Origin of the sequence: Aeromonas sp. s3 (assembly GCF_040907805.1) — a bacterium.
GTDB classification, from domain to species: domain Bacteria; phylum Pseudomonadota; class Gammaproteobacteria; order Enterobacterales; family Aeromonadaceae; genus Aeromonas; species Aeromonas dhakensis.
The window spans coordinates 365,171-389,937 of sequence record NZ_JBFOCQ010000028.1 but is presented as its reverse complement, the minus strand read 5'-3'; the positions used below and the strand labels follow the sequence as shown (position 1 = coordinate 389,937).

20 protein-coding genes are annotated in these 24,767 nt (G+C 63.4%); 10 read left to right on the top strand and 10 right to left on the bottom strand.

Features of this window, described 5'->3' with window-relative positions; genetic code table 11:
• Positions 1–109: 109 nt before the first annotated feature.
• The 9 genes from nuoI (at position 110) to AB5Y98_RS16790 (ending at position 10,782) form a co-directional block, all read left to right on the top strand.
• Positions 110–652: an NADH-quinone oxidoreductase subunit NuoI gene (gene nuoI, locus AB5Y98_RS16830; protein WP_005299827.1), complete on the top strand. Its 543-nt coding sequence runs from the start codon at positions 110–112 to the stop codon at positions 650–652.
• 10 nt (positions 653–662) lie between these two features.
• On the top strand, positions 663–1,214 hold the full coding sequence (gene nuoJ, locus AB5Y98_RS16825; protein ID WP_010634277.1) for an NADH-quinone oxidoreductase subunit J: 552 nt from the start codon (positions 663–665) through the stop codon (positions 1,212–1,214).
• Entirely contained in the window at positions 1,211–1,519 is a 309-nt protein-coding gene (gene nuoK / locus AB5Y98_RS16820; protein WP_368232308.1) for an NADH-quinone oxidoreductase subunit NuoK, read from the top strand. Before nuoJ ends, nuoK begins: the two co-directional genes overlap by 4 nt.
• Positions 1,516–3,363, top strand: coding sequence for an NADH-quinone oxidoreductase subunit L (gene nuoL / locus AB5Y98_RS16815; protein ID WP_368232307.1), 1,848 nt, complete (start codon positions 1,516–1,518; stop codon positions 3,361–3,363). The genes nuoK and nuoL overlap by 4 nt, the downstream gene beginning before the upstream one ends.
• Positions 3,364–3,441: 78 nt before the next feature.
• On the top strand, positions 3,442–4,962 hold the full coding sequence (gene nuoM, locus AB5Y98_RS16810) for an NADH-quinone oxidoreductase subunit M (protein ID WP_024941384.1): 1,521 nt from the start codon (positions 3,442–3,444) through the stop codon (positions 4,960–4,962).
• Positions 4,963–5,023: 61 nt separating this feature from the next.
• Complete coding sequence (gene nuoN / locus AB5Y98_RS16805; RefSeq protein WP_017410206.1) at positions 5,024–6,487, top strand: NADH-quinone oxidoreductase subunit NuoN; 1,464 nt, start codon at positions 5,024–5,026, stop codon at positions 6,485–6,487.
• A gap of 191 nt (positions 6,488–6,678) precedes the next feature.
• Entirely contained in the window at positions 6,679–7,809 is a 1,131-nt protein-coding gene (locus tag AB5Y98_RS16800; RefSeq protein ID WP_368232306.1) for an FIST signal transduction protein, read from the top strand.
• Complete coding sequence (locus AB5Y98_RS16795; RefSeq protein ID WP_368232305.1) at positions 7,806–9,239, top strand: HD domain-containing phosphohydrolase; 1,434 nt, start codon at positions 7,806–7,808, stop codon at positions 9,237–9,239. The genes AB5Y98_RS16800 and AB5Y98_RS16795 overlap by 4 nt, the downstream gene beginning before the upstream one ends.
• A 16-nt stretch (positions 9,240–9,255) precedes the next feature.
• Positions 9,256–10,782 carry an HD domain-containing phosphohydrolase gene (locus AB5Y98_RS16790; protein WP_368232304.1) on the top strand — a complete coding sequence of 509 codons (1,527 nt, stop codon included), beginning with the start codon at positions 9,256–9,258 and terminating at the stop codon, positions 10,780–10,782.
• A gap of 59 nt (positions 10,783–10,841) precedes the next feature.
• Here the strand turns inward: AB5Y98_RS16790 and purL are convergent, their stop codons facing one another.
• Entirely contained in the window at positions 10,842–14,747 is a 3,906-nt protein-coding gene (gene purL, locus AB5Y98_RS16785; protein ID WP_368232303.1) for a phosphoribosylformylglycinamidine synthase, read from the bottom strand.
• 149 nt (positions 14,748–14,896) lie between these two features.
• Between purL and mltF the strand changes: the two genes are divergently transcribed.
• Positions 14,897–16,387, top strand: coding sequence for a membrane-bound lytic murein transglycosylase MltF (mltF, locus tag AB5Y98_RS16780; protein ID WP_017765902.1), 1,491 nt, complete (start codon positions 14,897–14,899; stop codon positions 16,385–16,387).
• 77 nt (positions 16,388–16,464) lie between these two features.
• Here the strand turns inward: mltF and AB5Y98_RS16775 are convergent, their stop codons facing one another.
• The 9 genes from AB5Y98_RS16775 to tapF all read right to left on the bottom strand — a co-directional run bounded on the left by AB5Y98_RS16775 (position 16,465) and on the right by tapF (position 24,756).
• On the bottom strand, positions 16,465–16,653 hold the full coding sequence (locus tag AB5Y98_RS16775; protein ID WP_024941378.1) for a hypothetical protein: 189 nt from the start codon (positions 16,651–16,653) through the stop codon (positions 16,465–16,467).
• Between the two features lie 90 nt (positions 16,654–16,743).
• On the bottom strand, positions 16,744–16,977 hold the full coding sequence (locus tag AB5Y98_RS16770; protein ID WP_010634287.1) for a zinc ribbon domain-containing protein: 234 nt from the start codon (positions 16,975–16,977) through the stop codon (positions 16,744–16,746).
• A 109-nt stretch (positions 16,978–17,086) separates the two neighbouring features.
• Positions 17,087–18,586, bottom strand: coding sequence for a ribosome biogenesis GTPase Der (gene der, locus AB5Y98_RS16765; protein ID WP_005299803.1), 1,500 nt, complete (start codon positions 18,584–18,586; stop codon positions 17,087–17,089).
• Between the two features lie 74 nt (positions 18,587–18,660).
• Positions 18,661–19,845, bottom strand: a complete 1,185-nt coding sequence (gene bamB / locus AB5Y98_RS16760) for an outer membrane protein assembly factor BamB (RefSeq protein WP_010634288.1) — start codon at positions 19,843–19,845, stop codon at positions 18,661–18,663.
• Positions 19,838–20,488, bottom strand: coding sequence for a tetratricopeptide repeat protein (locus tag AB5Y98_RS16755; protein WP_010634289.1), 651 nt, complete (start codon positions 20,486–20,488; stop codon positions 19,838–19,840). The genes bamB and AB5Y98_RS16755 overlap by 8 nt, the downstream gene beginning before the upstream one ends.
• Before the next feature lie 3 nt (positions 20,489–20,491).
• Positions 20,492–21,769 carry a histidine--tRNA ligase gene (gene hisS, locus AB5Y98_RS16750; RefSeq protein ID WP_244365104.1) on the bottom strand — a complete coding sequence of 426 codons (1,278 nt, stop codon included), beginning with the start codon at positions 21,767–21,769 and terminating at the stop codon, positions 20,492–20,494.
• Positions 21,770–21,907: 138 nt separating this feature from the next.
• On the bottom strand, positions 21,908–23,023 hold the full coding sequence (ispG, locus tag AB5Y98_RS16745) for a flavodoxin-dependent (E)-4-hydroxy-3-methylbut-2-enyl-diphosphate synthase (protein ID WP_010634291.1): 1,116 nt from the start codon (positions 23,021–23,023) through the stop codon (positions 21,908–21,910).
• 10 nt (positions 23,024–23,033) lie between these two features.
• Complete coding sequence (rodZ, locus tag AB5Y98_RS16740; RefSeq protein ID WP_201892094.1) at positions 23,034–23,975, bottom strand: cytoskeleton protein RodZ; 942 nt, start codon at positions 23,973–23,975, stop codon at positions 23,034–23,036.
• Positions 23,965–24,756: a PilW family type IVa pilus biogenesis/stability lipoprotein TapF gene (gene tapF, locus AB5Y98_RS16735; protein WP_017765910.1), complete on the bottom strand. Its 792-nt coding sequence runs from the start codon at positions 24,754–24,756 to the stop codon at positions 23,965–23,967. The genes rodZ and tapF overlap by 11 nt, the downstream gene beginning before the upstream one ends.
• Positions 24,757–24,767: the final 11 nt, after the last annotated feature.

Sequence of the window (24,767 nt, the reverse complement as noted above, 5' to 3'; positions counted from 1 at the left end):
ATTGTGATGCCGTTTGGCTGGAACGTCTGCTTGCCCGCCGCCCTGCATCCCGCTCGGGATGCAGCCGCTACGGGCTGTGGTGCTGATGAATGTGCAGTGAGGCACGACTATGAAAATTATTAACATCATCAAGGGTGTCGGCACCCAGTTACGCAGCCTGGGCATGGTGTTCTCCCATGCCTGGCGCCCCCGCGAGACCCTCAACTACCCGGAGCAGGCCGTCTATGCGGCGCCTCGCTATCGCGGCCGCATCGTGCTGACTCGCGACCCGGACGGCGACGAGCGCTGCGTGGCCTGCAACCTGTGTGCGGTGGCCTGCCCGGTCGGCTGCATCTCGCTGCAAAAATCCGAACGGGAAGATGGTCGCTGGTATCCGGAGTTCTTTCGCATCAACTTCTCCCGCTGCATCTTCTGCGGCCTGTGCGAAGAGGCCTGCCCCACCACCGCCATCCAGCTGACGCCGGATTTCGAGATGGGCGAGTACCGCCGCCAGGACCTGGTGTACGAGAAGGAGGATCTGCTGATCAGCGGCCCCGGCAAGTACCCGGACTACAACTTCTATCGCATGAGCGGGATGGCCATCGACGGCAAGCCGAAAGGGGATGCCGAGAACGAAGCCAAGCCCATCGATGTCAAGAGCCTGCTGCCCTGAGGAGTCAATCATGGAACTGGCATTCTATGCCGCGGCCCTGGTCGCCATTTACAGCACGCTGCGGGTGATCAGCACCAGCAATCCGATGCACGCGCTGCTCAATCTCATCATCTCCCTCATCGCCGTGGCCATGATCTTCTTCTGCCTGGGCGCCGCCTTCGCGGGCGCCCTGCAAGTGATCGTCTATGCGGGCGCCATCATGGTGCTGTTCGTGTTCGTGGTGATGATGCTGAACCTGGGCTCGGCCCAGGATCAGGAGAAGCACTGGCTCACTCCCACCACCTGGGTGGGCCCGGGCCTGCTTTCGCTCATTCTGCTCGGCTTTCTGGCCTACGGCATTCTCGGGGTCACCGGCGGTGAACTCGGTCTGACCGACGTCAGTGCCAAAGCGGTCGGCATCGCCCTGTTCGGTCCTTACGTGCTGGCGGTGGAGCTCGCCTCCATCCTGCTGCTGGCGGGTCTGGTCACCGCCTATCACCTTGGCCGCGAAGACAAGAGCGGCGAGGTACTCTCGGTGCCCCGCACCCCGGCCCGTCCATCACAAGAAGGAGGTCAGCAATGAATGACATCCCCATGGAGCACGGACTGCTGCTCGCCGCCGTGCTGTTCTGCATCGGCCTGTGCGGCCTGCTGATCCGCCGCAACTTGCTGTTTATCCTCATGAGTATCGAGATCATGATGAACGCCTCGGCACTGGCATTCGTGGTGGCTGGCAGCCGCTGGGCCCAGGCCGATGGCCAGATCATGTACATACTGGTGATTTCTCTGGCGGCAGCGGAGGCCAGTATCGGCCTCGCCCTGTTACTGCTGCTCTATCGTCGTTACCACACCCTCAACGTGGACACTGTGAGCGAGATGCGCGGATGAGCCTCCTATACCTGACTTTTCTGTTTCCGCTGCTGGGATGGCTGGTGCTGGCCTTCTCCCTCGGTCGTTTCGGCGAGCGCACCTCGGCGCTCATCGGCGTCGGCAGCATAGGGTTGTCGGCCCTCACTACCCTGTGGGTCGGCATCGATTTTCTCAACACCATGCCGGCGGGCGGCGTCTATACCCAGACCCTGTGGCAGTGGATCTCGGTGGGCAGCTTCAGCCCCAGCTTCCGCCTGGCACTGGACGGCCTGTCGCTGACCATGCTGGGCGTGGTGACCGGGGTGGGCTTCTTCATCCACCTGTTCGCCTCCTGGTACATGCGCGGGGAAGAGGGTTATTCCCGCTTCTTCACCTACACCAACCTCTTCATCGCCAGTATGCTGTTCCTGGTGCTGGCCGATGACCTGCTGTTCGTGTATCTGGGCTGGGAAGGGGTGGGGCTGTGCAGCTACCTGCTGATCGGCTTCTATTACAAGGATCGCAACAACGGCGCCGCCGCCCTCAAGGCGTTCGTGGTGACCCGGGTCGGCGACGTCTTCCTCGCCATCGGCCTGTTCATCCTCTATCGCGAGCTCGGCACCCTCAACATCCATGAGCTGCTGGTGCGCGCCCCCACCCTGTTTGCCGAAGGCTCCCCCGCCCTGTCGCTGGCCTGCCTGATGCTGCTCGGCGGCGCCGTCGGCAAATCGGCCCAGCTGCCGCTGCAGACCTGGCTGGCGGATGCCATGGCGGGCCCGACCCCGGTCTCGGCACTGATCCACGCGGCCACCATGGTGACCGCCGGTGTCTATCTCATCGCCCGCACCCACGGTCTGTTCCTGCTAGCCCCCGAGATCCTGCATCTGGTGGCGCTGGTCGGGGCCATTACCCTGGTGCTGGCGGGCTTTGCGGCCCTGGTGCAAACCGACATCAAGCGGATCCTGGCCTACTCCACCATGAGCCAGATCGGCTACATGTTCCTGGCCCTCGGCGTTGGTGCCTGGGAAGGGGCCATCTTCCACCTGATGACCCACGCCTTCTTCAAGGCGCTGTTGTTCCTCTCCGCCGGTGCCGTGATCGTCGCCACCCACCACGAGCAGAACATCTTCAAGATGGGGGGCTTGCGCAAGAGCCTGCCGCTGGTCTATGCCTGCTTCCTGGTAGGGGGCTCGGCCCTGGCCGCGCTGCCGCTGGTGACCGCAGGTTTCTACAGTAAAGACGCCATCCTGTGGCAGGTGCAGGCCAGCGGCCAGAGCGCCCTGCTGTGGGCTGGCCTTGGCGGTGCCTTCCTCACCTCCCTCTACACCTTCCGCCTCATCTTCATCGCCTTCCACGGCAAGGCGAAGACCGAGGCTCACGCCGGTCACGGTCTGGCCCACCAGCTGCCACTGCTGGTGCTGCTGGTGCTCTCCACCGGCATCGGCGCCCTCATCGTGCCGCCGCTGGCGGGGGTACTGCCAGCAGGTCCAGGGGATCACATCGAAGAGGGGCGCCACGCGTTGGAGATCACCTCCGCCGTCATCGCCATCGCCGGCATCGCCCTGGCAGCCTTCCTGTTCCTGGGTGAGCGCCGCCTGGCCAGCAGCATAGCCAACAGCGCGCCGGGCAAGTTGCTCAGCTCCCTCTGGTTCAACGCCTGGGGCTTTGACTGGCTTTACGATCAGCTGTGGGTCAAGCCGTATCTGCTGGCGACCCGGTTGCTCGGCAAGGATCCGCTGGACTGGATGATGAACCTGCCGGCCTGGCTGGCCCAGAGCGGCCACCAGCTGCTGGCCTGGACCGTTTCCGGCAAGTTGCGCTGGTATGCAGCCTCCATGGGGATGGGCGCCGCCCTGATCCTGGCCCTGCTGCTGCTCGGCTGATCCCGTGATGCAGCCCCTGAACTCGCAGCAAGCCCACGGGCCTGCACAGTGACTAGAACATAGACGAGAGCTGATATCGTGACCTTACTCTGGATCTTGTTAATACCCTTCATCGGCGGTCTGCTCTGTTGGCAGACCGAGCGATTCGGCGAGTACTTCGTACGCTGGGTCGCCCTGCTGTCGATGAGCGCCTGCCTGCTGCTCTCCTGCGCCATCTGGTGGAGCGGCGATTTCACCCTGTCAGCCCAGGGCGGCGTACCCGTCTGGGCCGCCGAACTGCAACTGCCCTGGATCCCCCGCTTCGGAATCTCACTGCACCTGGCGGTGGATGGCTTGTCGCTGCTGATGGTGATCCTCACCTGCTTCATCGGCGTGCTGGCCATCCTCTGTTCCTGGAAGGAGATAGTGCAGCGCATCGGCTTCTTCCACCTCAATCTGCTGTGGATTTTGGGTGGCGTGCTCGGCGTCTTCATGGCGCTGGACCTGTTCCTCTTCTTCTTCTTCTGGGAGATGATGCTGGTACCGATGTACTTCCTGATTGCGCTGTGGGGCCACTCGGTCACCGACGGCAAATCCAGGATCAACGCCGCCACCAAGTTCTTCATCTACACCCAGGTCAGCGGCCTCATCATGCTGGTCGCCATCCTGGGCCTGGTGCTGACTCACCACGCCGCCACCGGCGTGTTCACCTTCAACTATCAGGACTTGTTGAACACCCCCATGAGCGAGGGGGTGCAGTGGCTGCTGATGCTGGGCTTCTTCATCGCCTTCGCGGTCAAGATGCCGCTGGTGCCGCTGCACGGCTGGCTGCCGGATGCCCACAGCCAGGCGCCGACCGCGGGTTCCGTTGACTTGGCAGGGATCCTGCTCAAAACCGCCGCCTACGGTCTGCTGCGCTTCGCCTTGCCGCTCTTCCCCGAGGCGTCCGCCGAATTTGCCCCCTACGCCATGGTGCTGGGCCTCATCGGCATCGTCTACGGCGCCATCGTGGCGTTCGCCCAGACCGACATCAAACGGCTGGTGGCCTACACCAGCATCTCCCACATGGGCTTCGTGATGATCGCCATCTATTCGGGCAGCGAACTGGCCCTGCAAGGGGCCGTGGTACAGATGATCGCCCACGGTCTCTCCGCCGCCGGCCTCTTCATCCTGTGCGGTCAGCTCTACGAGCGTCTGCACACCCGGGACCTGCGCCTGATGGGCGGGCTGTGGGGTCGCCTGCGCTACCTGCCCGGCGTGATGTTGTTCTTCTCGGTCGCCTCTCTGGGGATGCCGGGCACCGGCAACTTCGTCGGCGAGTTCCTGATCCTCATCGGCAGCTTCCAGGTTGCCCCCGTACTCACCATCATCGCCACCTTCGGGCTGGTGCTGGCCTCGGTCTACTCCCTCATCATGCTGCAGCGCGCCTGCTTCGGTACTCCCAAGGACGAGAGCGTCCTCAAGGGGCTCGACAGCCGCGAGCTGGTGATGATGATGACCATCGCCGGTCTTTTGGTGCTGCTCGGTGTCTATCCCCAACCTGTGCTCGACACCGCAGGCAACAGCCTGCTGAGCGTGCTGCACTGGTACGCCCTGCCCTTCGCAGGAGCATTGCAATGAGAGTGACCGCTGTTAAACCGCTGGCCCTGTTGCCTTCCTTGTCCCTTACAGGAGCACTGCAATGACCTTCACCGCTTCGCAACTGCTGGCCCTGCTGCCCCTGTTGCTGACAACCGGGGCCATGGTGGCCCTGATGCTGGCCATCGCCTGGAAACGGTGCGATGACACCGCCTTCGTGGTCACCATCGCCGGCCTCAACCTGGCGCTCTTCTCCCTGCCCATCGTGATGGCACAAGGCGATCAGGGGGTCACCCCGCTGCTGCAGATCGATGGCTACGCCGTCTTCTACATGGGCCTGGTGCTCATCGGCGCCCTGGCCACCTGTACCTTCGGCCGCTCCTGGCTCAAAGGCTATCCGGACAACCGGGAAGAGTTCTACCTGCTGCTGCTGATCGCCACCGCCGGTGGCCTGGTGCTGGCGGGCTCCCGTCACCTCGCCTCCCTGTTCATCGGGATCGAGATGCTGACCCTGCCGATGTTCGGTCTGGTGGGCTACGCCTATCGCGAGCGCCACTCGCTGGAGGCCAGTATCAAGTACATGGTGCTCTCCGCCGCCGCCACCGCCTTCCTGCTGTTCGGCATGGCACTGCTCTATGCCCAGGCCGGCAGCCTGAGCTTCAGCGATCTGGGGCTGACCCTGGCCACCACCCCGGCCCACCACCCGCTGCTGATGGGCGGTCTGGGTCTGATGCTGGTCGGCTTTGCCTTCAAGCTATCCCTGGCGCCGTTCCACCTCTGGACTCCGGACGTGTACGAAGGGGCGCCGGCCCCGGTGGCCACCTTCCTCGCCACCGTCAGCAAGATCGCGGTGTTCTGCGTGCTGCTGCGCTTCTACCTGGCGGTGCCCGCTGCCGCGGATCCCATGATCCACTGGCTGCTGGCCGCCATGGCGGTGGTTTCCATCGTCATCGGCAACCTGCTGGCTCTGCTGCAGACCAACATCAAGCGGATGATGGGTTACTCCTCCATCTCCCACTTCGGTTACCTGCTGGCGGTGATCGTGGCGAGCCGTCTCGGCCAGATGCCGGTGGAAGCGGCCGGCGTCTATCTGCTGATGTATCTGTTCACCAGCCTGGGGGCCTTCGGCGTCATCAGCATGATGTCCAGCCCCTATCGCGGCAAGGATGCGGACTCCCTGCACAGCTACCGCGGCCTGTTCTGGCGTCGTCCCTACCTGACCGCCGTGCTGACCGTGATGATGCTCTCGCTGGCCGGTATCCCCATGACGCTCGGCTTCATCGGCAAGTTCTACCTGATCGGGGTGACCGTCGATGCGAAGCTGTGGTGGCTCTCCGGCGCCATCGTGCTCGGCAGTGCCCTGGGTCTCTACTACTATCTGCGGGTCATGGTCACCCTCTACCTGCGCGAGCCCGGCATGCAGCTGCGCGACGCCAAGGGGGACTGGGCCATCACCTCCGGTGGTCTGGTGGTGCTGCTCTCCGCCGCGCTGGTGGTGGCACTGGGTCTCTATCCCCAGCCGGTCATCAGCCTGGTGCAGGGCTTCCAGAACGTGGTGCTGCACTGATTTCACTCCACCCCAAAAACCGGCCCAAGTGGCCGGTTTTTTTATCTGCCCAAAGCGCAGGATGCCTGACCAGCTGTCTCAAATTTATCTGCCTTTATAACGGCTTATGGCTGCTTGCCGGACACGACCGGGTATCCACCTCGCCCGCCTTGCTGATATATTGGCCATTGGCAGGAAAGGAGTTCCGAGGGATGATGCAGCCCGCTTTTCTTTCATTCGATGCGCAACCACTGGCCGATGCACTGCAACCCTATCGCGGGGAGCGGCTCGATCTCTTGCTGGCCGAGCAGGATGCCGGGCACGTGGCCGAGCTGCAGCAGCAGTGCAGGCGGCTCGAAATTCAACTCAGCGGCGCCCTCTTTCCCCGCCTCATCAGCCGCCACGGCTTTCATGAGCGCGGTGCCTGGCTGCTGCCGCGCCCGGCCTCCCACGCTCCTCTGCTCATCCCGCTCGATCCCGCCGCCAGCACAGACCTGCAAGTCAGCACCCTTTGCGATGCGCTACTCCCCCAGCTTGCGCAGTGGCCAGAGGCCGCGGGCGTACCGACCCTCTTTCTGACCTTTGATGCCATGATCCCCAACATCGCCTCCCTCCTCGAGGGGATCTATCTGCATCTCGCTGACAGGGTCAATTATGCCGGCGTCAATGCCGGCAGCGGCCAATTCCGCCCCATGCCCTGCCTGTTCGACAATCACAGATTGCTGGCGCAGGCGGTCTGCTGCACCCTGCTGCCCCACCACAGCTACCCGCTGCTCAAGCACGGCTATCAGCTCACCGCCCAGCCCATGCTGGCCACCAGCAGCGAGGGCAACAAGATTGCCTTCATCGACTGGGAGCCGGCCTTCAGTCGCTACCAGTCTCTGGTCCAGCAACAGTTCCAACAGCGCCTCACGCCGGATCAGTTCTACCAGTACGGCGTCCACCTGCCGCTCGGGCTGCTGCGGGCCAACGGCGACGTCATCGTGCGCATCCCGGTCGCCGTCACCGACGAGGGGGCCCTGCTCTGCGTCGGGGAGGTGCCGGATCACAGCATCCTCACCCTGCTCAAGGCGCCGCAGAGCCCGACCGCCCACGCCATCGAGCTGGCCGAAAAGCTGAGCCGGCACGGCGCCCCCGAGCGCCTCGAGATCTACTACTGCGCCGGCCGTCAGCAGCACTTCGGCGAGCAGAGCACGCTGGAGCTGAAGACCCTCTTCAGCCACAGCGGTGCCCACGAGCTGGTGGGCGCCCTCTCCCTTGGCGAGATTGGCAGCCTGCGACCGGGGGAGTATCCGCTGTTTCACAACGGCGCCATTCTCTGCAACGGGGAGGGACGGCGATGAACAACGACCACGCCATGGCCATCGTCTGCGATCTTGCCCTCTGCATCGGCCGCGAGGTCACTCTGGACGCCCTGCTGACCAAGGTGCTGCAGCGTTTTCTGTTTCACTGTGCCTGCCCGGTCGGGCTGGCGCTGCAGCAGTTGCCACAGGGTGAGTACAAGATCATCAAGGCGATCGGGGATGAGCAACTGGTCAGCCATCAGGGAGAGCCGCTCGCGCTGCCCCACTGGGTCGGCGACGGCGAGCAGTGCATCCTGCGCGCCCCGCTGCCGCTGCCCGCTGCACGCCCCTACCCCTTTGCCTACCGGCTGCGGATCGAGGGGGGCTATCTGATGCTGCTGCTCTCCCCCAACCCGGAGCAGCAGGGGGAGCGGCTCTGTCACCTGTTCAGCCCCATCCTCGGCAACCTGGCCCGCGCCATCCAGCTGTGCCGGGACAGCGAGCAGCTGGCCCTGCGCCAGCAGGCGGAGCTGGTCGACATGCAGCGCTTCAACGAATCCCTGTTAAGGGCAATCCCCATCCCGGTGTTTTACAAGGATGTCGAGGGGCGTTTCATCAGCTGCAACCCGACCTTCACCCAGATCACCGGCATCAGCAAGGCCGAGCTGCAGGGCAAGCGGGTGGACGAGCTCCTCCCCCCCGAGATGGCCGACGAATACACCCAGCGCGACCTGGAAGTGCTGCGCAGCAGGCAGCCGCAATATTTCGAGCACACCCTGTTTGACCGGGAGGGCCGCCGCTATCAGGTGCTCAACTTCAAGGATCTCTTCTACGACCATCAGGGCGAGGTGGCCGGCATCATAGGCGCGCTGGTCGACATCACCCACATCAAGGAGAGCGAGCAGCAGCAACGTACCCTGCTGTTCCAGACCATAGCGGCGCTCTCCTCCGCCATCGCCCACAAGGATCCCAGCACCGCGGGCCACGAGCGGCGCGTGCACGATCTGGCGCTGGCCATCGGCCAGCATCTGCAACTCGCGCAGGATCGGCTGGATGGACTGGGCCTCGCCGCCATGGTGCACAACATCGGTCTGCTGCAGATCCCGGCGGAGATCCTCACCCGCCCCCGCGAATTGCGGGAGGTGGAGTTCGAGCTCATCAAGCTGCACCCGCAGGCGGGCTGTGAAATTTTGCAGCAGATAGACTTCCCCTGGCCCATCGCCACCATAGTGCAGCAGCACCATGAGAACATGGACGGCAGCGGCTATCCGCAGGGATTGCAGGGGGATGCCATCTGCCTGGAGGCGCGCATCATCCGGGTGGCCGACTCCCTGGCGGCCATGACCGCCCACCGTCCGTTTCGGCGGGCCCTCTCCTTCACCGATGCCTTCGCCGAGCTGACCCGCTATGCCGGTGTCCACTACGACGAACAGGTGGTCAGCGCCTGCTTCGCCGTCTGGCAGGCGGGCTACCGCTTCTCCCCCCTTTGACCGAGGCTGGATGACGATGAGTTCAAGACCCGCACCGCCCTTTACCCCGCAGCCCACGGCCGCCCTGCTTGGCCAGGTGATGGATCAGCTGCCCTACCGGGTGCTGCTCAAGGATACCCGCTCCCTCTTCATCGCCTGCAACCGGCTGCTGGCAGACGATCTCACCCTCACCCCGGCCGAACTGGTCGGCAAGTGCGATGCAGACTTCTTCCCGGCCGAGCTGGCCCAGCGCTATCGGGATGACGATCTGAAGGTCATGACCAGCGGCACCACCCAGCGCCACGAGGAGCCTTATCTCAAGGGAGGTGAGGCCCGCTGGCTCAGCACCACCAAGTTTCCCCTGTTCGACGAGCTGGGTCAGGTGGTCGGCGTCGGGGTCTTCTTCGATGACATCACCGAGAAGAAGCAGCAGCAGGAGCGGCTGCAACAGTACACCTGGACCCTGGAGGCCATCGGCCGTGCCCATCACGCCATGCTCAGGCCGGACGACGAGCAGACGCTGCTGCAGGAGATCTGCGACGCCATCACCTTCGACGGCCGTTTCCCCCTCGTCACCGTGCTGCAGGAAAAGAGTGACCAGCACACCCTGCAGGTGCTGGCGCAGGCGGGCAACGCAACCTGGTTTGCCAGCGACGAGTGGCTGACCCGGGATCCCGCCCTGCACCAGGCCATCAGCACAGAGATGCCGTGCAACGAGGCGCTCCCCTGCGAGCTGGTACATCATTCGGCCACCCTGCGCGCCCGCCTGCTGTTGCCGCTGCAGTGGCACACCGGCGGGCACGGCGGCCTGCTCATTCACAGCGAGCAGGCCCGCCCCTTCACCGACGAGGAGGTGCACCTCTTCAGCCAGCTGGCGGACTACCTTGCCTATGGCCTGCAAGCCCGCAGCACCCAGCAAGCCTACCTCACCGCCCAGCGCGACAAGATGCTGCATGCCCGTCAGCTGGAGCTGGCGCTGGAAGATGCCCTCGGTGCCATAGCCGCCGTGCTGGAGCAGCGCGATCCCTACACCGCCGGCCACCAGAAGCACGTCGCCACCCTGGCGCTGGCCATCGGTCGCGAGCTGCAGCTCGATGAGAAGCGGTTGCGGGGACTCTATCTGGGGGCCATGGTGCACGACATCGGCAAGATCCAGGTGCCGGTCGACATCCTCACCAAGCCGGGGCGGCTCACGCCCCAGGAGTTCAACCTGGTCAAGGAGCACCCGGGCGCCGGTTATCAGGTGCTCAAGGACATCGCCCTGCCCTGGCCCATCGCCCAGATGATCCACCAGCACCACGAGTACATCGACGGCTCCGGCTACCCGGCCGGGCTCAAGGGCGAGCAGATCCTGCTGGAGGCCCGCATCCTCACGGTGGCCGACATAGTGGAGTCCATGTCCTCCGATCGCCCCTACCGCGCCGCCCTCGGCATTCCCCAGGCCAGGGCCCATATCATCCAGCTGCGCGGCACCCGACTGGATGAGGCCGTCGTGGATGCCTGCCTGCGCATTCTCGATCGCGGTGACTTCATCCCCCACGAACTGGGTCATGGCCGCCCCTAGCGGGAACGCCGCCATAAAAAAACCGGCCACAAGGGCCGGTTTTTGTTTGCATCGCAGGCTTAGCCCAGACGAACCCGGGCATTGCGGAACATCCGCATCCAGGCGCCATCCTCACCCCAGTTGTCCGGGTGCCAGGAGTTGGCCACGGTGCGGAACACCCGCTCCGGGTGCGGCATCATGATGGTGGCGCGACCATCCGTGGTGGTCACGGCGGTGATGCCGTCCGGCGAGCCGTTCGGGTTGGCCGGGTACTGCTCGGTCACCTGACCGCGGTTATCCACAAAACGCAGCCCCACCAGGCCACTGGCTTGCAACGACGCCAGGTGAGCGGCATCACGCACCTCCACTCGCCCCTCCCCGTGGGAGACGGCGATGGGCATCATGGAACCCGCCATGCCGGCGAAGAAGGCGGACGGGGAGTCCTGTACTTCCACCAGGCTGAAGCGGGCCTCGAAGCGCTCGGAGCGGTTGCGCACGAAGCGCGGCCAGAGATCGGCGCCCGGGATCAGCTCGCGCAGGTTGGACATCATCTGACAGCCGTTGCAGACACCCAAGGAGAGCGTATCGCCGCGCTCGAAGAAGCGCTGGAACTGCTCGCGGGCCCCCTCGTTGAACAGGATGGACTTGGCCCAGCCTTCGCCCGCCCCCAGCACGTCGCCGTAGGAGAAGCCACCGCAGGCCACCAGGGTCTGGAACTGCTCCAGCTTGATACGGCCTTCGAGGATATCGCTCATATGCACGTCGACGGCGGTGAAGCCGGCGCGGTCAAACGCCGCCGCCATCTCCACGTGGGAGTTGACCCCCTGCTCGCGCAGCACCGCCAGACGGGGGGAGACCCCGCGGGCAATATAGGGTGCCGCCACGTCCTCGGCCGGGTTGTAGCTGAGCCTGGCCTGCAGGCCTGGATCGGCTGCGTCCTGACGGGCGGCATGCTCCTGATCCGCGCACTCTGGGTTGTCGCGCAGACGCTGCATCTGCCAGCTGGTCTCGCCCCAGATGGTACGCAGGGCAGTGCGGCTGGCGCGATAGACCTCCTGACCAGCCCGCTGCAGGGTGATGAGATCCCCCTCGCGCACCGTGCCGAGCACGTGGGAGCAGGCCGCCAGACCGTGACCGGCCAGCAGGGTCATCACCGCTTCCTTGTCTTCACGACGCACCTGGATGACGGCCCCCAGCTCCTCGTTGAACAGGGCCGGCAACAGCTCGCCGCCGATGCGATCCAGTTGCAGGTCGAGGCCGCAGTGACCGGCGAAGGCCATCTCCACCAGGGTGACGAAGAGGCCACCATCGGAGCGATCGTGGTAGGCAATCAGCTTGCGATCGGCCACCAGCACCTGGATGGCGTTGAAGAAGCCCTTGAGCTGGATCGGGTTGTCCAGATCCGGCGCCTTGTCGCCCAGCTGGCGATAGACCTGGGCCAGGGCGGAGGCGCCGAGGCGCTGCTTGCCGTTGCCAAGGTCGATGAGGATAAGGTCGGTTTCACCGAGATCGCTGCGCAGTTGCGGGGTGACGGTGTTGCGCACGTCTTCGACCCGGGCAAAGGCAGAGATCAAGAGGGAGAGCGGCGAGGTGACGCTCTGCTCCTTGCCATCCTGCTGCCAGCGGGTCTTCATGGACATGGAGTCCTTGCCCACCGGGATGGTGATGCCAAGGGCCGGGCAGAGCTCCTCGCCCACCGCCTTGACCGCCTCGTAGAGACCGGCATCTTCGCCCGGGTGACCGGCTGCGGCCATCCAGTTGGCGGAGAGCTTGACCCGCTTGAGCGATCCGATGTGGGCCGGCGCCAGGTTGGTCAGGGCCTCGGCTACCGCCATACGAGCGGAAGCCGCATGAGAGAGCAGCGCCACCGGGGTGCGCTCGCCCATGGACATGGCTTCACCGTGGTAGCTGTCGTAGGTGGCGGCGGTGACGGCGCAATCGGCCACCGGGATCTGCCAGGGGCCGACCATCTGGTCGCGGTTGACCAGACCGGTCACGCTGCGATCGCCGATGGTGATGAGGAAGGATTTCTCCGCCACGGTCGGCAGACGCAATACCCGCTCGGCGGCGTCGCCGAGGGTGATGCCATCCAGTTGCAGTGCCTTGCCCTGGGCCGGCAGACTCGCTACGTCGCGGTGCATCTTGGGGGTCTTGCCCAGCAGCACGTCCAGCGGCAGATCGATGGGATGGTTGTCAAAGTGCTGGTCGGAGAGGGTCAGGTGTTTCTCTTCGGTGGCGCTGCCGATGACGGCATAGGGTGCACGCTCACGCTCGCACAGCGCCTTGAACAGCGGCAGCTTCTCTTTGGCCACCGCCAGTACGTAGCGCTCCTGGGATTCGTTGCACCAGATCTCCAGCGGGCTCATGCCCGGCTCGTCGTTCGGGATGGCACGCAAATCGAAGCGACCGCCGCGATCGCCGTCGCTCACCAGCTCAGGCATGGCGTTGGAGAGGCCACCGGCGCCCACGTCGTGAATGAAGACGATGGGGTTGTCGTCCCCCAACTGCCAGCAGCGATCGATCACCTCCTGGCAGCGGCGCTCCATCTCGGGGTTGTCACGCTGCACCGAGGCAAAGTCGAGATCTTCTGCCGACTGACCGGAGGCCATGGAGGATGCGGCGCCGCCGCCCAGACCGATGTTCATGGCCGGGCCGCCCAGCACGATGAGGGCAGCCCCGACCGGGATCTCCCCTTTCTGGACGTGCTCGCTGCGGATGTTGCCGATGCCGCCCGCCAGCATGATGGGTTTGTGGTAGCCACGCACCTCGACGCCATTGTGGCTCGGTACCTCCTCTTCGAAGGTACGGAAGTAACCGAGAATGGCCGGACGGCCGAACTCGTTGTTGAAGGCGGCGCCGCCAAGCGGCCCCTCCTGCATGATGTCAAAGGCGCTGACGATGCGGCTCGGCTTGCCGAAATCCTGCTCCCAGGGCTGCTCGAAACCGGGGATGCGCAGGTTGGAGACGGAGAAACCAACCAGGCCCGCCTTGGGCTTGGCGCCACGGCCTGTCGCACCCTCGTCGCGGATTTCGCCGCCGGAGCCGGTGGCGGCGCCCGGGAAGGGGGAGATGGCGGTTGGGTGGTTGTGGGTCTCCACCTTCATCAGGATGTCGACCTGCTCCTGGTGGTACTGGTATTCGCCGTTGGCGGGGCTCGGGAAGAAGCGGCCACCCTGGCTCCCTTCCATCACCGCAGCGTTGTCTTTATAGGCAGACAGGACATGATCCGGCGTCTGCTCGAAGGTGTTCTTGATCATCTTGAACAGCGACTTGGGCTGTTGCTCACCGTCGATGGTCCAGTCGGCGTTGAAGATCTTGTGGCGGCAGTGCTCGGAGTTTGCCTGGGCAAACATGTAGAGCTCGATGTCGTTGGGATTGCGACCCAGCCGGCTGAAGTTCTCCACCAGGTAGTCGATTTCGTCGTCGGCCAGCGCCAGACCCAGTGCCACGTTGGCCTCGGCCAGGGCGGCGCGGCCACCGGCCAGCACGTCCACCTGGGTGAAGGGGCGCGGCTCCAGATGGGCAAACAGGGCGGCGGCCTCGTTCATCTCGCCAAACACCGTCTCCATCATGCGGTCGTGCAGCACGGCGGCCACGTCGGCGCGCTGGGCAGCGCTCAGCTCACCCTTGGCCTGCACGTAATAGGCGATGCCGCGCTCGAGCCGCTTGACCTGATTCAGGCCGCAGTTGTGGGCGATGTCGGTTGCTTTGGAAGACCAGGGGGAGATAGTGCCGGGGCGGGGGGTAACGAGAAACAGCTGACCGCTGGGGGTGTGTTCGGGGATGGTCGGGCCGTAGCGCAGGAGCTGGCCCAAGGTCGCTCGCTCCGGGGGCGACAGCGGGCTCGAGAGCTCGGCGAAGTGCACATATTCGGCATAGACATCCTCTATCTCTACTCCTCTCTCCTGTTTCATCTGCGCGAAGCGTTGCAGCAGTTTTTGGACACGAAACTCAGACAGTGCGGGGGCACCACGCAAGATATCCATATGACCTTTCTCACCAAGTGTTGAAGTGGGGGGGAATTGAGACGCGCGTATTATAGGGATCAGGCCGACGGCGGACAAACGTTTTTCTTGTTTTGCCAAGTGTGACTCGGTCCACACTCTCTGGTATAAAGGTGCCTCTTTTTTGACAAATGCCGATTTTTTCAACAAGGGTACTCACCTACTTGCGCTGCATTTTTCGACTGTTTATCGGGCTGATGTTGCTGCTGACCCTGGTCGGTTGCGACTTCTACACCCCCTCCAGCCAGCTGGAGCAGATCCGCCAGCGGGGCGAGATCCGGGTTGGCACCATCTACGGCCCCACCTCTTATTACCAGCGTGACGACACCGCCCAGGGGTTCGATTACGAGCTGGCGAAAAGCTATGCCGACTGGCTGGGGGTCAAGCTGACCATAGTGCCTGTCTACTCCACCGCCGAGCTGGTGGACCTGCTCAAGAAGGGCAAGCTCGATCTGGCCGCGGCCGCCATCGTCATCACCCCGGAGCGGCGCCAGCTGTTTCGCTTCGGCCCCGGCTTCTACCAGGTCTCGCCCAAGCTGGTCTATCGCAACGGCTCCCCCAAGCCCAGGGACATCGGCGATCTCAAGGGCAACATAGTGGTGCCTGCCGGCTCCACCGGGGAGGATCTGCTCAAGGAGCTGGCCAAGCAGCACCCCAACCTCAAGTGGAGCACCAACCGGGACGCCGACGTGGAGGAGCTGCTCAAGCAGGTGGCCGACGGCAAGATTGACTACACGGTAGTGCAGGATACCGTGCTGGCCCGTACCCAGCGCTACTACCCCGAACTCACCGAGGGGATGACGCTGGCCAAGAACCAGACCGTGGCCTGGGCCATGACCAAGCTGCCGGACGACAGCCTCTACGCCAGCATCATCGACTTCTTCGGCCAGCGCTTCATGGATGGCGCCATCGCCAAGCTCGACGAGAAGTACTTTGGCCACGTGCAGAATTTCGACTTCGTCGACACCCGCACCTTCCTGCAGCGGGCCAAGAGTCTGCTGCCCAAGTACCAGGATCTGTTCAAGACCCACGCCAACCTGGTGGACTGGCGCCTGCTGGCCGCCATCAGCTATCAGGAGTCCCACTGGGATCCGGAGGCCCGCTCCTACACAGGGGTGCGTGGCATGATGATGCTGACCGAGCCCACCGCCAAGGCGATGGGGGTCAACAACCGGCTGCACCCGGAGGAGAGCATCAAGGGGGGCGCCCGTTATCTCGAGCAGATGATGGCGAAGGTGCCCGCCTCGGTGCCCGATGACGAGAAGGTGTGGTTTGCCCTCACCGCCTACAACATCGGCTACGGCCACATGATGGATGCCCGCCGCCTGACCAAGGAGCTCGGCAAGAATCCGGACGCCTGGAGCGACGTAAAAGAAGTGCTGCCGCTGCTGCAGCAGTCGCGCTGGCACCGCAAGGTGCGCTACGGCTATGCCCGCGGCGGCGAGGCGCGCAACTACGTCAACAACGTGCGCCAGTACTACCAGAGCCTGCTCTGGCTCGACAACGAGCAGCAGAAGGCCCATCGCCGCGAAGAGCTGGATGAGGATGACAGCAGCGAGCCGACCAGCGCCGAACGTCCCACCGTCATTGCCGAAGTGGTCAAGCAGATCACCCTGCGCTGATCCCTGTTGACAGGTTTGTTTTTCGGGTGGTTTCTCTGTTACCATCCGACCACACCGGAGCCTATCCGAATCTGTTTTTATCGCGCCATTTCATCCACTTGCACTCGGATGACAGCACTTTCAGATAGGCTCCCATCATCACCCAAGGCCGGGATGGCCACCCCATGGGAGGAGACCAAGATGCGAGCTCGCAGAAGAACGACACTGGTCAAGAAGACAAGGTGCGGCTGGAGCCCCAGACGCAAGCTCAAGCTCAACGAGATCAAACGCAAGATATGGCGCCGAAACCGCTCCTTCACCTTGCTGATAGCAGAGCACACAGCATAAACCCGGCATTAGCCGGGTTTTTTATTGCCTCAATTTTCCGTCAGCGGGCTCACCTCGAAGAGCACTGCCCGCTTCGACACCAGGCTGTTGCAGTGGTTGCAGAAGTAATCCACCGCGCCGCAGGCCTTGAGCCGCTCCAGCTCCTGCCGGCAGGTCGGGCAGAGCGCCCGGATCTGGTAACGGGCCTGGCACTGACCACAGGTAGTCTCGCGGCTGCGGCTGTCCAGCTCGCCCTGGCAGGCAGGGCAGACAAGTTGACTCATGGTTGACTCCTTGCAAAGTGAATGTGTACTGGGCGACCCCACTGCACATTCCCCTCCCCTTCAATAGACCACTAGAAAAGCGGCTGCCGGTGAGGGCAGCCGCTGGGCCTTATTTCTTGGCTTTGGCCTTGAGCAGGCGCTTGCGCTGGCGCTCCTGGCTCAGGGTCAGGGTGTTCTTCTTGCCCTCGAACGGGTTGACCGACTCCTGGAACTCGACTCGAACCGGCGTCCCCATGATCTTCAACGACTTGCGGAAGTAGTTGATGAGGTAGCGCTTGTAGGAGTCCGGCAGGTCGTTGAGCTGGTTGCCGTGGATCACGATGCGCGGCGGGTTGTAGCCACCGGCGTGGGCGTACTTCAGCTTGACCCGGCGACCGTTCACCATGGGCGGCTGGTGGTCTTCCTGCGCCATCTGCATGATGCGGGTCAGCATGGCGGTGCTGGTACGGCGGGTGGCGGACTGGTAGGCCTCCTGGATGGATTCGAACAGGTGGCCGACGCCGCTGCCGTGCAGGGCGGAGATGAAGTGCACGCGGGCGAAGTCGATGAAGCCCAGACGACGATCGAGCTCGTTCTTGACGTCCTCTTTCACCTTCTGATCCAGACCGTCCCACTTGTTCACTACCAGCACCACGGAGCGGCCGGTGTTGAGCACGAAACCGAGGATGCTGAGATCCTGATCGGTGATGGTCTCCTGGGCGTCGATCACCAGCAGGCAGACGTTGGCATCTTCAATCGCCTTGAGGGTCTTGATGACGGAGAACTTCTCCACCGTCTCGTGCACCTTGCCGCGACGACGCACGCCGGCGGTGTCGATGATGACGTACTTCTGCTCGTCGCGTTCCATCGGGATGTAGACGGAGTCGCGGGTGGTGCCCGGCATGTCATAGACGATGACCCGATCTTCACCCAGCATGCGGTTGGTCAGGGTCGACTTGCCGACGTTGGGACGACCGACGATGGCGAACTTGATTGGCAGGTCGGCGAACGGGGTCTCCTTTGTGTCCTCCTTGGTGTCGAGTTCACCGGCAGCCACCATGCGCAGCAGGGCCTCTTCGTCGAAGTCTTCCTCTTCTTCATCCAGCTCGGCTTCTTCGCCGGCGGCTTCGACCAGGGTCTCCAGATGGGGGGCCAGTGCCAGCTCGAGCAGGCTCAATACGCCGCGACCGTGGGCGGCCGCCATCTGGTAGACCTCGCCCAGGGCCAGACCGTAGAACTCGGAGACGGCGGAGTCGCCGTCGATGCCGTCGGTCTTGTTGGCCACCAGAAACACCTTCTTGTGGGTCTTGCGCAGGTGCTCGGCGATGGCCTGATCCGCCGCGGTCAGACCGGCGCGGGCATCCACCATGAACAGCACCACATCGGCCTCTTCGATGGCCAGCAGGGACTGCTCGGCCATCTTCAGCTCGATCCCCTCTTCGGTGCCGTCGATACCACCGGTATCCACCACGATAAATTCCAGCTCGCCCAGCTTCGCCTGGCCATATTTGCGATCCCGGGTCAGACCGGGGAAGTCGGCCACCAGGGCGTCCCGGGTACGGGTCAGGCGGTTAAACAGGGTGGATTTCCCCACGTTGGGGCGGCCCACCAGGGCTACTACAGGAGTCATAAAAGCCTCATTCTCAAGACGACAAAGGCTCCGGGTCCGAAGACCAGGAGCCGGATATTCACATTATCGGGCGATCAGGGACGCTTGACAGCGTACAGCTTGCCGCCACGGCTCTGCACATACAGGGTGTCACCGTCCACCAGGGGGGCGGCGTACAGACCACTGCTGTCGAGCTGCTGCATGGCCTTGATGGACCCGTCGGTCCGATCCAGCCAATACAGGTAACCTTCCACATCGCCGACCACCACATAGTCACCCATGATGACGGGGGCGGTCACGGTGCGGTTTTCCAGCTGGGTGTTGGACCACAGCTCGAGACCGTTGCGACGGTCGACCGCAAACAGATGGCTGCGGCTGTCGGTCAGCACGATGGCATTGCCGGTCACCGCCATGTCGCGGTAGCCGGAATACTTGCGCTTCCACACTTCGTCTCCGCTCATCAGCTTGCGCGCCATCAACTGGCCATTATACGCGATGGCATAGAGCTCATCGCCGGCGATGAGCGGCGTGGCATCCACGTCCACCATGCGGTCGAGCTCGGTGGCGCCGCGCGGGTCGGCCACCTTGGACTGGCGCACCGGCTGGCCGTTGCTCAGCAGGGCGATGCCCACCTTGCCATCGGCGCGGCCGTACAGCACGGCGCCGTTGGTGATGATGGGGGCACCGGCGCTGCGCAGGGTCAGCGGCGGCTGCTCTTCCGCCAGGGTCCACTGCAGCTTGCCCTCGTCGGTATCAAGCGCCACCAGGCGACCCGAGGTGGTCAGTACCACCACCCGGCCATCCTCGACGGCGGGGCTCGCCACCACTTCACCCGGTACCGTGGTCTGCCACAGCACTTCCCCGTTCTCTTCGTTCAGGGCGTAGACCACCCCGTTCTCGGAGCCCAGGAACAGCTTGCCGTAGCGGGAAACCAGGCCACCGGAGAGGCGGGCGCTGCGCTTGTCGGCGTTGATCGGCAGATCCGCCAGATCGACGCTCCACAGCTCCTTGCCGCTTTCGCGGTCAAAGGCGGTGACGTCACCGTCGCGGGCCGCCGCATAGATGCGCTCCTCTTCCACCACCGGCTTGAGCTGGGAGTAGAAGTCACCGATGCCGTCACCCACCGAGGAGGACCAGGCGGTATCGGCGGTGAACGCGGACTCGACCTTGGGCAGCGGAGCCATGGGGTTGAGATCCTCTTCCGAACTGAACAGGGAGCAACCCTGCAGGGCGAAGGAGACCGCAGCCCCCAACGCCACCATCTTGAACAGATTACGCATCCGGAGCCTCACCCGTGGTCACCGCTGGCAACGCCAGATCGTCCATCTTCAGCTTGAGCTCGGCGCTGCTCTGCAGACCGCCGGCATCGGCCGCCGCCTGATAGGCATCGCGAGCCTCTTCGCTCTTGCCCTGCTTTTGCAGGATGTCGCCGCGCACTTCGGCCACCTGGGCCTTGAAGGCGTCGTTGTTGATCTTGCCAAGCTGGGCCAGCGCTTCATCGGCCTTGCCCTGATCGTTCAGCACCCGGGCCAGACGCAGAGCAGCGATGGGACGAATGCTCTCGTCACCGCTGGTAGCCACCTGGGTCAGCTGCTCGGCAGCCAGATCCAGCTTGTCCGCCTTGACCGCGGCCGCCGCCAGTTGCAGCGCCGCCAGCTCGGCGTAGGAGTCGCCCTTGTGGGCGCTGATGAAGCTTTGTGCCTGCTCGAAGCCGGCCGCGTCACCCTTGGCCAGCTGGGCGCTCATCTCGTTGTAAGCCTGGGAGGCGGCTTCCTGGGTGGTCTGCTGATGCTCGTTGTAGTAGCGCCAGCCAAAGAGTCCAACCAGACCGATAACAGTTCCTGCGATCACCGAGGTTCCGTTCTCTTTCCACCAGTTCTTGATGACCTCAACCTGTTGTTCTTCGGTGGTATAAACTTCCACAGCTTACTCTCCTTTCGCTGCCAGCAGGGCAATGGCGGCGTCGACCGTGACGGTCTGTTGCTCGGCCTGGCCACGCAGATATTTGATGGTGATCTCCCCGTTTTGCACCTCGGTCTCGCCAAGGATCAGGGCAATGGCCGCGCCGCTCTTGTCGGCACGCTTGAGTTGTTTCTTGAAGTTGCCGCCGCCGCAGTGGCTCATCAGGCGCAAGTCAGGCAGGGCATCGCGCAGCCGCTCGGCCAGCTGGAAACCGGCCTGTTCAGTGCCCTCACCCACCATGCAGAGATAGACATCCACCGCCGGGCGGATGTCGGCATTGAGTTCGAGGGTTTCCAGCATCAGCACCAGACGCTCCATGCCCATGGCAAAGCCCACCGCCGGGGTCGGCTGACCGCCCAGCTGCTCCACCAGGCCGTCGTAGCGGCCACCGGCACAGACGGTGCCCTGGGCACCCAGGCTGTTGGTGACCCACTCGAACACGGTGAGGTTGTAGTAGTCGAGGCCGCGCACCAGACGCTCGTTCACCTCGTACTTGATGCCGGCAGACTCGAGCAGGCGCTTGAGCCCCTCGAAGTGGGCCAGGCTCTCTTCGCCCAGGTGATCGAACAGACGCGGTGCGCCCACCAGAATGGCTTGTACCTTCTCGTCCTTGGAGTCGAGCACCCGCAGCGGGTTGCTGTACATGCGACGCTGGCTCTCTTCGTCCAGCTGATCCTTGTACTGCTCCAGGTAGGCCACCAGCGCATCGCGGTAGGCGGCACGCTCGGCACTCTGACCGAGGGTGTTGAGCTGCAGGGTCACGTGTTCGCTGATGCCGAACAGACGCCACAGGCGGTGAGTCAGCATGATGAGCTCGGCATCGATGTCCGGCCCGTTGATGCCAAACAACTCGACCCCGAACTGGTGGAACTGGCGATAACGGCCCTTCTGGGGGCGCTCGTGACGGAACATGGGGCCCATGTACCACATCCGGCGTTCCTGGTTGTAAAGCAGACCGTGCTCGATACCGGCACGCACGCAGCTGGCGGTCCCTTCCGGACGCAGGCTCAGGCTGTCGCCGTTGCGGTCTTCAAAGGTGTACATCTCTTTTTCGACCACGTCGGTCACTTCACCGATGGCGCGCTTGAACAGATGGGTCTGCTCGACAATCGGCATGCGCACTTCGCTGTAGCCATAGCTGGCCACGACCTGGCGCAGGATCTGTTCTACTTTCTGCCATACCGGGCTCTGCTCCGGCAGGCAATCATTCATACCGCGAATAGCTTGGATCTGTTTTGCCACGTTGATACTCGAGAAAAAGAGGTAAAATTTGGCCGCATTATAGGGATTTTCGACCCCGAGGTAAAATCAGGGTATTCCAATGCGGGATGTAAAATCAGCAACCTAAAGACAGGGCCACCCTGAGTGGCCCTTGGTTGCTCAACCCTCGTCCACCTGGATCTGGTTGGCCGGATCCAGCATGGCGGCCCGGGCGCGAATGCGGCGCTCCAGGGTCGGAATGAGGTCCTTGTTGTCGAGCCGGTCGACCCGCTGGCCCCCTTCGTAGAAGGCGCTCTTGTTGGCCGCACCGGCGAGGCCCAGATCGGAGACCAGCGCCTCCCCCGGACCGTTCACCACGCAGCCGATGATGGAGACATCCATCGGAGTGATGATGTCTTCGAGCCGCTCTTCCAGCGCATTGACGGTGCCGATGACGTCGAACTCCTGGCGGGAGCAGGAGGGACAGGCGATGAAGTTGATGCCGCGGGAACGGATGCGCAGGGACTTGAGGATGTCAAAGCCCACCTTGATCTCTTCCACCGGATCGGCCGCCAGCGAGATGCGCAGGGTGTCGCCGATGCCTTCGCTCAGCAGCATGCCCAGACCGATGGCAGACTTCACCGCGCCGGCGCGAAAACCACCCGCTTCTGTGATGCCCAGATGCAGCGGCTGCTCGATCTGCTTGGCCAGCAGGCGATAGGCGCCGACCGCCAGGAAGACGTCGGAAGCCTTGACGCTCACCTTGAAATTGTCGAAGTTCAGGCGATCCAGATAATCCACGTGGCGCATGGCCGACTCGAGCAGCGCCTCGGGGGTGGGTTCGCCATATTTTTCCTGGATGTCCCGCTCCAGCGAGCCGCCGTTGACGCCGATGCGGATCGGGATGTTGTAGTGGCGGGCACAGTCCACCACGGCGCGCACCCGCTCCTCGTTGCCGATGTTGCCCGGGTTGATGCGCAGGCAATCGGCGCCGTATTCGGCCACTTTCAGGGCGATGCGGTAGTCGAAGTGGATGTCGGCCACGATGGGGATGCGGGTCTGCTGCTTGATGAGCTTGAACGCTTCCGCCGCCTCCATGGTGGGGACTGAGACCCGGACTATGTCGGCACCGACCCGCTCGATCCGCTGGATCTGCTCGACGGTGGCGGCCACGTCCGTGGTCTTGGTGTTGGTCATGGTCTGTACCGTGATGGGGGCATCGCCCCCGACCGGTACGTTGCCGACCATGATCTGCCTGGATTTACGACGAATGATGGGAGATTCGTGAGCGGACATGGCGGACAGATTACTCCTGCGGCAGTGAGAGGCGAGCAGTCCGGCCGTTGTTGTAACGGCTCATGTCGATGGACTTGCCCTTGTATTCGATATTGATGGCCATGGGCGCACCAATGATGAATTTGAGCGGCTCGGGTCCTTCCAGTACCAGTTCGTCATTGGCCTTCTTGAGGCCGCTGAACAGGGTCTTGCCATTGGCATCCTTGACGTCCAGCCAGCAGTCGGCGGTGAAGCTCATCTTGAGCTGGGGCACCTTGGCAGGCTCGCTCGCGGCAGTGTCGTCAGCCGGTTGCGTGGCGGCAGCGGCAGATGTCTCGGCAGTGGTGGTCGCCACGGCGCTGCTGGCATCCGCCGGCAGAGTGGTTGCAGCGGCATCGCTCACCACGGGGGCTACGGCAGCGTCTGCGGCGGCGGAAGCGGCAGGAGCCAGTACCGGCTCGGCAACATCGACGGCCGGAGTGGCGCTCGGAGTATTGGTGTTGCGGGCTGCGCCCATTTCGGTCGCGGCCAGGGCCTCGTCACCGGCGGAGCGACGCGCCGTGCTCTGCCACCACCAGACGACGGAGAGGGCGATCAGCACCAGGATCACCAGCCAGGTGACAACCTTGAGGCGGCTGTCGTTGGCCTGCTGACGGGAGCGGCGGGAGAAGCTCTGCATGTCGATGTTGTCGGGCGGCGTCAGGCCCAGCTTGTCATAAGCGGCGAGGATGGTCTCTTCCGGAATACCGACCAGCTTGGCATAGGTACGCAGATAGCCGCGGATGAAGGTATGGGAGGTATGTTTGTCATACGTATCCGATTCGATCGCGGCAATCAGGGTCAGACGAAGGTGAATGCGGGACGCAACCTGTTCTCGCGTCCAGCCGAGCTGTTCACGGGCGTTGCGCAGCAGCTGGCCTGGGCCAACTGCCTGGGAGTCGTCTTGGAAATCGTGTGGCTGTTCAGTAGTCATTGGCTAAGTAACGCTTGGCTTGTTGCGAAGTGGGATATTGCCTTACCAGCTCAGTCCCGAATTGGTGAAGTAGTGCCGGTTTGTCCATGGCCTGCGCCAGCCGCAATCTCAACCAGAGACTGTTCTCGTTCTCGTCCGATACATCGGCAAAACGGGCGAGATAGGCCTGCACATCAGGCAGCTTGCCATCTTTCATGGAAAGCTCCGCCATGTCCAGCAATAACCTTGGATTGCGGGGATTATACCCCAAGGCCAAGCGATAGTACTCGCTTGCTTTATCATTTCTGCGATTTTGCGCGGCGCAAAGTGCCGCGTTTTCATAGGTATCGGCGATCTTGATGTAGTTCGGCTGGCTGACGGCCTGCAGGAAGGCTTTCTCCGCCTCGTCGAAACGACCGCGATTGCAAAGGAAGGCGCCATAGTTGTTCATCGCGTCAGCATTGGACGGATCCACGGCAAGGGCTTTCTGGTAACTGGCTTCGGCTGCCTTGTAATCTTGCACCTGCTGGTAGAAGTAGGCAAAACCGATGTAAACCTGAGGATTGGCGGCATCGTACTGGAGGGCGCGATCAAGGTTGAACTTGGCCTGCTCGGCGTTGCCCTGCTGCAGATACTGGATGCCCAAATCCAGACGGGTCTGGGCTGCCGCCTTGAGGTCGGGACCGACCTCACGCTGGGTGGAATTCTGGCCAGCGTAAGTGGTCTCGGTAACACAGCCTGGCAGCGCACAGAGCGCTGCCACTACGATCAATGTACGTGTATCCATTCCCTGACTATACAATGGCTTAGCAA

Excerpts from the sequence above, each read along its gene's own strand:
- nuoI (WP_005299827.1), top strand. The coding sequence starts at position 110 with ATGAAAATTATTAACATCATCAAGGGTGTCGGCACCCAGTTACGCAGC.
- nuoJ (WP_010634277.1), top strand. The coding sequence starts at position 663 with ATGGAACTGGCATTCTATGCCGCGGCCCTGGTCGCCATTTACAGCACG.
- nuoK (WP_368232308.1), top strand. The coding sequence starts at position 1,211 with ATGAATGACATCCCCATGGAGCACGGACTGCTGCTCGCCGCCGTGCTG.
- nuoL (WP_368232307.1), top strand. The coding sequence starts at position 1,516 with ATGAGCCTCCTATACCTGACTTTTCTGTTTCCGCTGCTGGGATGGCTG.
- nuoN (WP_017410206.1), top strand. The coding sequence starts at position 5,024 with ATGACCTTCACCGCTTCGCAACTGCTGGCCCTGCTGCCCCTGTTGCTG.
- AB5Y98_RS16800 (WP_368232306.1), top strand. The coding sequence starts at position 6,679 with ATGATGCAGCCCGCTTTTCTTTCATTCGATGCGCAACCACTGGCCGAT.
- AB5Y98_RS16795 (WP_368232305.1), top strand. The coding sequence starts at position 7,806 with ATGAACAACGACCACGCCATGGCCATCGTCTGCGATCTTGCCCTCTGC.
- AB5Y98_RS16790 (WP_368232304.1), top strand. The coding sequence starts at position 9,256 with ATGAGTTCAAGACCCGCACCGCCCTTTACCCCGCAGCCCACGGCCGCC.
- purL (WP_368232303.1), bottom strand. The coding sequence starts at position 14,747 with ATGGATATCTTGCGTGGTGCCCCCGCACTGTCTGAGTTTCGTGTCCAA.
- mltF (WP_017765902.1), top strand. The coding sequence starts at position 14,897 with ATGCCGATTTTTTCAACAAGGGTACTCACCTACTTGCGCTGCATTTTT.
- AB5Y98_RS16770 (WP_010634287.1), bottom strand. The coding sequence starts at position 16,977 with ATGAGTCAACTTGTCTGCCCTGCCTGCCAGGGCGAGCTGGACAGCCGC.
- der (WP_005299803.1), bottom strand. The coding sequence starts at position 18,586 with ATGACTCCTGTAGTAGCCCTGGTGGGCCGCCCCAACGTGGGGAAATCC.
- bamB (WP_010634288.1), bottom strand. The coding sequence starts at position 19,845 with ATGCGTAATCTGTTCAAGATGGTGGCGTTGGGGGCTGCGGTCTCCTTC.
- ispG (WP_010634291.1), bottom strand. The coding sequence starts at position 23,023 with ATGTCCGCTCACGAATCTCCCATCATTCGTCGTAAATCCAGGCAGATC.
- rodZ (WP_201892094.1), bottom strand. The coding sequence starts at position 23,975 with ATGACTACTGAACAGCCACACGATTTCCAAGACGACTCCCAGGCAGTT.